Origin of the sequence: Pseudomonas edaphica (assembly GCF_005863185.1) — a bacterium.
Lineage (GTDB): Bacteria > Pseudomonadota > Gammaproteobacteria > Pseudomonadales > Pseudomonadaceae > Aquipseudomonas > Aquipseudomonas edaphica.
This window is the reverse complement of the sequence record NZ_VBVZ01000249.1, coordinates 1-8,551: the sequence shown is the minus strand read 5'-3', so window position 1 is coordinate 8,551 and position 8,551 is coordinate 1. Positions and strand designations below refer to the sequence as shown.

General features: G+C 59.8%; 6 protein-coding genes and 1 pseudogene. 4 read left to right on the top strand and 3 right to left on the bottom strand.

All coding sequences use genetic code 11. The features are described from left to right. On the bottom strand, positions 1-651 hold a 651-nt coding region (locus FEM54_RS35145), incomplete at its 3' end, for a methyl-accepting chemotaxis protein (RefSeq protein ID WP_420875320.1). Between the two features lie 93 nt (positions 652-744). Further along, positions 745-1,776: pseudogene (locus tag FEM54_RS35140) on the bottom strand (HAMP domain-containing protein); the annotation flags it as partial. A gap of 204 nt (positions 1,777-1,980) precedes the next feature. Here FEM54_RS35140 and FEM54_RS17250 point away from each other — a divergent pair. Next, positions 1,981-3,459, top strand: coding sequence for a helicase HerA-like domain-containing protein (locus FEM54_RS17250; RefSeq protein WP_017139794.1), 1,479 nt, complete (start codon positions 1,981-1,983; stop codon positions 3,457-3,459). A 4-nt stretch (positions 3,460-3,463) separates the two neighbouring features. Here the strand turns inward: FEM54_RS17250 and FEM54_RS17245 are convergent, their stop codons facing one another. After that, complete coding sequence (locus FEM54_RS17245) at positions 3,464-3,919, bottom strand: DUF721 domain-containing protein (RefSeq protein WP_017139795.1); 456 nt, start codon at positions 3,917-3,919, stop codon at positions 3,464-3,466. Between the two features lie 305 nt (positions 3,920-4,224). Between FEM54_RS17245 and secA the strand changes: the two genes are divergently transcribed. The 3 genes from secA to FEM54_RS17230 form a co-directional block, all read left to right on the top strand. Beyond that, complete coding sequence (gene secA / locus FEM54_RS17240; protein WP_017139796.1) at positions 4,225-6,960, top strand: preprotein translocase subunit SecA; 2,736 nt, start codon at positions 4,225-4,227, stop codon at positions 6,958-6,960. 124 nt (positions 6,961-7,084) lie between these two features. Next, on the top strand, positions 7,085-8,302 hold the full coding sequence (argJ, locus tag FEM54_RS17235) for a bifunctional glutamate N-acetyltransferase/amino-acid acetyltransferase ArgJ (protein WP_138452094.1): 1,218 nt from the start codon (positions 7,085-7,087) through the stop codon (positions 8,300-8,302). Between the two features lie 19 nt (positions 8,303-8,321). Then, positions 8,322-8,551, top strand: a 230-nt coding sequence (locus tag FEM54_RS17230) for an NUDIX domain-containing protein (RefSeq protein WP_138452092.1), incomplete at its 3' end; no start/stop codon positions are given.

Below are 8,551 nucleotides of genomic sequence, written 5' to 3'. Positions count from 1 at the left end.
GATCTCGGTGATGTCCATGTTGATCGACTCCACCACCGAAGTCTGTTCCTCGGTGGCGGTGGCCACGGACTGGTTCATCCCGTCGATCTCGCCAATGCGTTGGGTCACGCTGTTGAGACGCTCGCCGGCCAGGTTGGCGATCTCGACGCTCTCCAGGCTATGGCGTTGGCTTTCACTCATGGTGCTGACCGAATCCCGGGCGCCGACCTGCAACTCTTCAATCATCTTTTGCACTTGTTGCGCCGATTCCTGAGTGCGATGTGCCAGGTTGCGCACCTCATCGGCCACCACCGCAAACCCGCGACCAGCTTCACCTGCACGTGCCGCTTCGATGGCGGCGTTCAGCGCCAGCAGGTTGGTTTGCTGGGAGATGCTGGTGATCACTTCCAGAATCTGCCCGATGTTCACGGTCTTGCTGTTGAGCGCTTCGATATTGCTGCTGGAGGCGCTGATCATCTCGGACAGTTGGTTCATTGCCTTGATATTACGCTCGACCACTTGCTGGCCGTCCTCGGCCAAGTGCCGGGCATCGCTGGCCTGATGGGAAGCCTGCGCGGCGTTACGTGCAATTTCTTGCGCAGCAGCGCCCAGTTCGTTGATGGCGGCGGCCACGCTGTTGGTGCGGTTGGCCTGCTCGTCAGAGTTGACCATCGACGAGTTGGAAGCGCTGACCACTCGCAGGGCCACTTCATTGACCTGCTCGGTGGCCGAGGACACTTCGCGAATCGAGGTGTGAATGCGCTCCACGAAGCGATTGAAAGCATTACCCAGCGTGCCGAACTCGTCGTGATTCTGGATGTTCAGGCGGCGGGTCAGGTCACCTTCGCCATCGGCGATGTCCTGCATGGCGCGGGTCATCACGTGCAGGGGTTGCAGCAGTACTCGGATCAGCATGCCGAGCAGCGCGATGATGATCACAACCGCAATGATCGTGGCGATAACGGCCGAGGTGCGAAATTTGCTGAGCATGGCGAAGGATTTATCTTTATCCACCGAAATACCCAGGTACCAGTTCACCGACGGCAGGCCTTTGATGGGGGTGAAGGTCACGATGTTGTCTTTGCCATTGGCTTCGACTTCGCTGAAGTCACCACTGATCTTCGGGGTGTTTTTCGGGTACATGTCGGCCAGCGTCTTCATCACCAGGTTCTTGTCCGGGTGCACCAGCACTTTGCCGTCAGCGCTGACCAGGAACGCGTAGCCCATGCCGCCGAAGTTCAGCGCGCCGATGTTATCCACCAGCGTTTGCAGGCTCAGGTCGCCGCCGACCACGCCGATGCTTTGCCCCGCCTTGGCGCTGGGGGTAGCGACGGAAATGATCAACTGGCCGGTCGCTGCGTCGATGTAAGGTTCGGTCAGGGTTGAGCCGTTACTGCTTTGGGCGCCTTTGTACCAAGGGCGCACCCGTGGGTCGAAACCGTCCGGCATCTTGGTGTCGGGGCGGATGGTGAAGGCGCCTTTGCTGTCGCCCACGTAGGTGGCCATGAACGAGGATGTCAGGGTTTTCTGCTCGAGCAGGCCAGCAACTACGGCGGGTTCAGGGTTGATCGCGATGTTCTGTGCAGCGTTTTCGACCAGGGCAATACGCCCGGTGAGCCAGGTTTGAATGTTGCTGGCGGTGACATCGCCCATTTCATGCAGGTAATTATTGAGGTCGTCGCGAATCGCGTTGCGTTGCAGGTAGTCGTTGTAGAGGGTAAACAGTGCAAAAGCGGCGATGACGATAAGGGAGGCTGCAAGCAGGATTTTGTGGCTGAAGCGCAGGTTTTTATTCATGGCTTGTAGGGTCCGCTAAGGTCTTAATATCCGAAGCGCGTCCTTGTAGGATGCGCAAAATGACAGCGTCAAAAAAGGTGTGATACTGCTTGTGATAATTCCGGTGGTCCCTGTGAGAACTATCTGACCTATTTTTAGACTTTGTGGGTCTTACCTCTGTCTGTATCGACCTGACGGCACTAAAGATTAACCAAAGGTGACGAAATGCCTGATTCCTCGCAACTCCTTATCGGCGCCGGCCTGGACGGCCAGCCCATCGCCCAGGCCATGCGCTTGGCCAACCGTCACGGGTTGATTGCCGGCGCGACCGGCACAGGTAAAACCGTCACGTTGCAGCGCTTGGCGGAAGCCTTCAGCGATGCGGGTGTGGCCGTGTTTGCCGCTGATATCAAGGGTGACTTGTGCGGCCTTGGCGCTGCGGCCAACCCTCAAGGCAAGGTGGCCGAGCGCATTGCGGGCATGCCCTTCCTCAATTACAGCGCGAAGGCGTATCCGGTAACACTGTGGGATATCCACGGGCAGTCCGGTCATCCGCTTCGCACCACCATCAGCGAAATGGGGCCGTTGCTGCTTGGCAGCCTGCTGGAACTCACTGACAGCCAGCAATCGGCGCTCTATGCGACTTTCAAGGTGGCCGACCGCGAAGGCCTGTTGCTGCTGGACCTCAAAGACCTCAAGGCCTTGCTCAACCACTTGCGTTATCACCCGGAACTGCTGGGCGACGACGCGGCGCTGATGACCACCGGTTCCAGCCAGGCGCTGTTGCGGCGTTTGGCGGTGCTGGAGCAGCAGGGCGCCGAAGCCTTGTTTGGCGAGCCTGCCCTGCAGCTTGAAGATATCTTGCAGCCTGCCGGCGATGGTCGTGGGCGCATTCACCTGCTGGACGCGAGCCGCTTGGTGCACGAGGCGCCCAAGGTCTATGCGACCTTCCTGCTGTGGCTGTTGGCCGAGTTGTTCGAACAACTGCCGGAGCGTGGCGATGCCGATAAACCGTTGCTGGCGCTGTTTTTCGACGAGGCGCATTTATTGTTCGCCGATACGCCCAAGGCATTGCAGGATCGCCTGGAACAAGTGGTGCGTTTGATCCGTTCCAAGGGCGTGGGTGTGTACTTTGTCACTCAATCCCCAGGGGATTTGCCTGACACGGTATTGGCGCAACTGGGCTTGCGTATCCAGCATGGCTTGCGGGCGTTCACCACCAAAGAGCAGAAATCCCTGCGTGCGGTGGCGGACGGTTTTCGCCCCAACCCGGCGTTCGATACCTTGTCGGTACTGACTGAGTTGGGCACCGGTGAGGCATTGGTGGGGGCGTTGCAGGAAAAGGGCACGCCGGAAGTGGTCCAGCGCGTGCTGGTGGCGCCGCCGCAATCGCGGATCGGGCCGCTCAGCGAAGCCGAGCGTGCTGCGATCATCGCCAGTTCGCCTTTATTGGGGCGCTACGACAAGCCAATTGACCGTGAGTCGGCCTATGAGGTGCTGATGGCGCGCAAGGAGCTTGGCCCGACCGAGGAGGCCAAACCGGCCGCCGAAGAGCCGAGCTTTACCGACAAGGCCGGAGCGTTCCTGGGGACTACAGCAGGTAAGGCGCTCAAATCCGCCATGCAACAGGCGGCCAATCAAATGGGACGGCAGTTGGTGCGCGGGTTGTTGGGCTCGTTGCTGGGCGGCAGTAAACGCAAGTAGCGGTTCAGGGCTTGGGCCTGGCGTGGGCGGCCAACCGCTCCAACGCTGCGCGCAGGCCCGGATCGCTGATGCCGTCGGCCGTGGCTTGAATGGTTTCGGCCGCGTTCTGCGACAGGTCCATGGTGTGGCCCACTGCACCTTGCTGCACGGTGGGCGGCTGCACCTTGAACTGGATGCGGGTCAGGCTGGCAAACTCTTCAAATGCCATTAATTGCCGCTGCAAGCGTTTTTGCTGGTAGCGCAAACGGGTGGCCCAATGCCCGTCGGTGACAATTAACAGTAAATTGCCTTCGCGCCACGACGCCACATGACAATGTTCGCGGGCGGCAGGTTGCAGTTGGCTTTCTACAAGGCGTTGCAAATGGCCCAAGCGTTGCGCGTGGCCGAAGATGGCTTTCAACGGTTTGGCTTCGCGGAGCAACACGCTGGGCGCGCGGGCTGTAAGTGGGCGAAACGCCATGTTTAGACACCTTAAGTAACAGAGCCGCCATCTTAGCAGAAAGCGCCTGTGCGGCCCCAGGCAAAGCGATAGCAGGGCAATGCGAGTGAAATCAATAGGTAACTTCTGCGCTTGATGGGTTGAAGTTCCAGCAAAAGCCCTTATTTTAAACAGGCCCTCTCACAGCGCCATGCCAGCATCGGGGAATAACGCCACTTTCCTCACCCACGATTCCGGGTAGAATGCGCGTTCGCATGCGGCCGTGAGGGCTGCTCGGGCCACTCACGGTGCGCCCTCCATCCCTATGTGTGGAAGAACCTGCCGATATGTTTGCGCCTTTGTTAAAGAAACTTTTTGGAAGCAAGAATGAGCGCGAAGTCAAACGCATGCTCAAGACGGTGCAGCTGGTCAATGCCTTCGAAGAGCAGATGGTTGCCCTGTCGGACGAGCAATTGCGCGCCAAGACCCAAGAGTTCAAGGCCCGCATAGCCAAAGGTGAAACCCTCGACAAGCTGTTGCCTGAAGCCTTTGCGGTCGCCCGTGAAGCCGGTAAGCGTGTCATGGGCATGCGCCACTTCGACGTGCAGTTGATCGGCGGCATGACCTTGCATGAAGGCATGATTGCCGAGATGCGTACCGGTGAAGGCAAGACCCTGGTGGCAACCCTGGGCGTTTACCTCAACGCACTGTCCGGCAAGGGCGTGCACGTTGTGACGGTGAACGACTACCTGGCCCGCCGGGACGCCAACTGGATGCGCCCGCTGTATGAATACCTCGGCCTGACCGTCGGCGTAGTCACGCCATTCCAGCCGCCGGAAGAAAAGCGCGCCGCCTACGCGTGTGACATTACCTACGGCACCAACAACGAATTCGGTTTCGATTACCTGCGCGACAACATGGCGTTCAGCATGGAAGAAAAATTCCAGCGCGAACTCAACTTTGCCGTGATCGACGAAGTCGACTCCATCCTCATCGACGAAGCGCGTACCCCGCTGATCATCTCCGGCCAGGCCGAAGACAGCTCGCGCCTGTACACCGAGATCAACAAGTTGATCCCGCGCCTGGTGCAGCACGTTGAGGAAGTGGAAGGCGTGGTGACCAAAGAAGGTCACTTCACCATCGACGAGAAGACCCGCCAGGTTGAACTCAACGAAGCCGGTCACCAGTTTGTCGAAGAGATGCTGACCCAGATCGGCGAGCTGGCCGAGGGCGAAAGCCTCTACTCGGCGCACAACCTGGGCCTGTTGACCCACGTGTACGCCGGCCTGCGCGCCCACAAGCTGTTCCATCGCAACGTCGAATACATTGTCCAGGACGGCCAGGTCGTACTGGTTGACGAACACACCGGCCGTACCATGCCGGGTCGCCGTCTGTCCGAAGGCCTGCACCAGGCCATCGAAGCCAAGGAAATGCTCAACATCCAGGCCGAAAGCCAGACGTTGGCGTCGACTACCTTCCAGAACTACTTCCGTCTGTACAACAAACTGTCCGGCATGACCGGTACAGCTGACACCGAAGCGTTCGAATTCCATCAGATCTACAACCTGGCTGTGATGGTGATTCCACCGAACAAGCCGCTGGCGCGTAAAGACTTCAACGACCTGGTGTTCCTGACGGCCGAAGAGAAATACGCGGCAATCATCAACGACATCAAGGACGGCATGGCGCAGGGGCGTCCGATCCTGGTGGGTACTGCCACCATCGAGACTTCCGAGCACGTGTCCAACCTGCTCAACAAGGAAGGCATCGAGCACAAGGTTCTCAACGCCAAGTTCCACGAAAAAGAAGCCGAGATCATTGCCCAGGCCGGTCGCCCAGGCGCGCTGACCATCGCTACCAACATGGCCGGTCGTGGTACCGACATCCTGTTGGGCGGCAACTGGGAAGTGGAAGTTGCGGCACTGGAAAACCCAAGCCCTGAGCAAATCGCCCAGATCAAGGCCGACTGGCAGAAACGCCACCAGGCTGTGCTGGAATCCGGTGGTTTGCAGGTAATCGCCTCCGAGCGTCATGAATCGCGTCGTATCGACAACCAGCTGCGTGGTCGTGCCGGCCGTCAGGGGGACGCCGGTTCCAGCCGCTTCTACCTGTCGCTGGAAGACAGCCTGATGCGTATCTTCGCCTCGGACCGGGTGAAGAACTTCATGAAAGCCCTGGGCATGCAGTCCGGTGAAGCGATCGAGCACCGCATGGTGACCAACGCCATCGAGAAGGCCCAACGCAAGGTAGAAGGCCGTAACTTCGACATTCGTAAGCAACTGCTCGAGTTCGATGACGTTAACAACGAACAGCGTAAAGTGATTTATCACATGCGTAACACGTTGCTGGCCGCCGACAACATTGGCGAGACGATTGCCGATTTCCGTCAGGACGTGCTCAACGCTACCGTCAGCGCACACATCCCGCCACAGTCCCTGCCTGAGCAGTGGGATGTTGCCGGCCTGGAAGCCGCGTTGAAGAGCGACTTCGGTGTGGACTTACCGGTTCAGCAGTGGCTGGACGAAGACGACCACCTGTACGAAGAAACCCTGCGCGAGAAGCTGATGACCGAGCTTTTGGCCGCATACAACGAGAAAGAAGAGCAGGCGAGTGCCGAAGCACTGCGCACCTTCGAGAAACAAATCGTACTGCGCGTGCTGGACGACCTGTGGAAAGACCACCTGTCGACCATGGACCACCTGCGTCACGGTATCCACCTGCGTGGCTACGCCCAGAAGAACCCGAAGCAGGAGTACAAGCGCGAGTCGTTCACGCTGTTCTCCGAGCTGCTGGATTCGATCAAGCGCGATTCGATCCGTGTGCTCTCTCACGTTCAGGTGCGTCGCGAAGACCCGATCGAGGAAGAAGCCCGCCTGCGTCAGGAAGCCGAGGCACTCGCTGCGCGCATGCAGTTCCAGCATGACGAAGCACCGGGGCTGGAAGCGCCGGAAGCCTTGGGCGAAGAGGTCGATGTGGCCTTGGCTCAAGCCCCGGTCCGCAATGACCAGAAGCTGGGCCGCAACGAGCTGTGCTGGTGCGGTTCGGGCAAGAAGTTCAAACACTGCCACGGCGAAATCAACTAAGATTTTTGCCTGACGCTGCAACACCCTGCGCCGCGACCGGCCTTTGCCGTCGCGGCGTTTTGCCATTAATTTCACCGTTGATCGCGACGGTACAGACATCACCTATTCTTTAAGGAGCGCATTCATGGCTGTTGGTCTTGGTCCTTTGCCCACTTTGTACCCGGTCGCCGGTTTTGAACTCGGTATCGCTTCGGCCGGCATCAAGCGCCCGGGGCGCAAAGATGTAGTGGTGATGCGCTGTGCCGAAGGCTCGACGGTTGCGGGCGTGTTCACGCTCAACGCGTTTTGCGCCGCACCGGTCATCCTGGCCAAGCAACGCGTGGCAGGTTCGATCCGTTACCTGCTGACCAACACCGGCAATGCCAACGCCGGTACCGGCGAGCCAGGCCTGGTTGCCGCTGCGCGCACCTGCGCCAAGCTGGCCCAGTTGACCGGCGTGGATGCCAGCCAAGTGCTGCCGTACTCCACCGGCGTGATCGGTGAGCCGCTGCCGGTGGAAAAAATCGAAGGCGCGCTGCAAGCCGCACTGGATGACCTGTCTGTGGATAACTGGGCGGCTGCGGCCACCGGCATCATGACCACCGACACCCTGCCCAAAGGCGCTAGCCGCCAGTTTGTACACGATGGCGTGACCGTTACCGTGACCGGCATCAGCAAGGGCGCGGGCATGATCCGCCCGAACATGGCCACCATGCTCGGCTACATTGCCACCGACGCCAAAGTCTCCCGCGACGTGCTGCAGCGCCTGATGCTCGACGGCGCCAACAAGTCGTTCAACCGCATCACCATCGATGGCGACACCTCGACCAACGACTGCTGCATGCTGATCGCCACCGGCCAGGCCAACCTGCCGGAAATCACCTCCACCGAGGGCGCGCTGTTCGCCGCATTGAAGCAGGCGGTGTTCGAAGTGTGCATGGACGTGGCCCAGGCCATCGTGCGTGACGGTGAGGGCGCAACCAAGTTCGTCACTGTTGAAGTGAACGGCGGCGCTAACCACCAGGAATGCCTGGATGTCGGTTACACCGTGGCCCACTCGCCCCTGATCAAGACTGCACTGTTTGCTTCCGACCCGAACTGGGGCCGCATCCTCGCTGCCGTCGGCCGTGCCGGTGTGCCGGACCTGGACGTCAGCAAGATCGACGTATTCCTTGGTGACGTGTGCATTGCCAGCCGTGGCGCTCGCGCTGAAACCTACACCGAAGCCCAGGGCTCGGCGGTGATGCAGCAAGAAGAAATCACTATCCGCATCGAGTTGGGTCGCGGCGAGTGCAGCGAAACCATCTGGACCACCGACCTGTCCCACGAGTACGTGAAGATCAACGCGGAATACCGCACCTGACAGCCAAGAGGAAAGCGTGGTGAAACGAGTGCATGTAGCAGCAGCGGTGATCCGTGGCGTCGACGGCAGGATCCTGCTGGCACGCCGTGCCGATACCCAGCACCAAGGCGGCCTCTGGGAGTTTCCCGGCGGCAAGGTGGAGGCTGATGAGTCGGTCGCAAGCGCTTTGTCCCGCGAGTTGCAGGAAGAACTGGGCATCCAGGTCACCACGGCGCGCCCGCTGATCAAGGTGCAGCATGACTACCCGGA